The sequence below is a fragment of the Vibrio sp. Y176 genome (genome assembly GCF_033438945.1).
The window spans coordinates 1-833 of the sequence record NZ_JAWOQS010000295.1 but is presented as its reverse complement, the minus strand read 5'-3'; the positions used below and the strand labels follow the sequence as shown (position 1 = coordinate 833).

At 43.0% G+C, this 833-nt stretch carries 1 pseudogene; it reads right to left on the bottom strand.

The window, feature by feature from the left end:
* Positions 1-475 precede the first annotated feature (475 nt).
* A pseudogene (locus R7O13_RS25665) lies at positions 476-833 on the bottom strand (fucose 4-O-acetylase); the annotation flags it as partial.

Genomic DNA, 833 nt, shown 5'->3' with positions numbered 1-833 from the left:
GCCGCTGCAAAGCTGGAACTAGAGAACAACAAACAGCAGAAAGCCATAATAGGATAGATTGGCATAGACATTTCTCCCTTGTCTTGTTGGAGAAATATTAGCCATAAATTAAGGGGTTAGTTGTGAGAGAGCTCGAATTAACAGTAGGAGTTAAGATTTGGGTAGCTTGCGCCACTATTTTCTGAGTGACGCAATGCTCGCCGCGCCAAATAAGATCGCAACAGCGTATAAACCATAAGTTAGCCAATGGCTAATTTCTAGAAAAGGAATGAGTCCCTGACCTGCCCACATACAGCCTCCGTTTAATGAGCAATGTTGTAATAGTCGGGTCAATCTAAAGCAAATGAACAATGTTTTTTGTGAGTGACGGCAAATTCTGAAGGATTAGAAAGTCAAATTTTGGTGAGTGAGAGAGAACTCTCACTTTAAAAATCAATACGCTAACACTTTAGTGTTAGCGTATTGCTGAATCCATTTAGCGGAGTAGGGCTTTTTTCAGTGGAGATGCTTCAATTGCCCTTACCAACAACAAGGTCACGATGAGAGTGGCAGGAAACAAGAAGGCATCTTTTGCTAAGTCTTGTAATCCTAAAAAGCCCGCTATGTTCATCATGACAATAATGACCAACAGATGGCTCACGTAAACGCCTAAAACACTTGGGGCCCACTTAAATACCCATGGCATGTTGCCAAAATTAGGATGAACTAACAGCCACATGAACACGCCGAGCGACCAAATGAGGGTGCCAAACAAGAAGTCGTTAGAGTTGAAGGCCACATCGTATTGCATCAACCAGTAGGCTTCACCAAAGTGCAGAGCCATACCGAGGAGA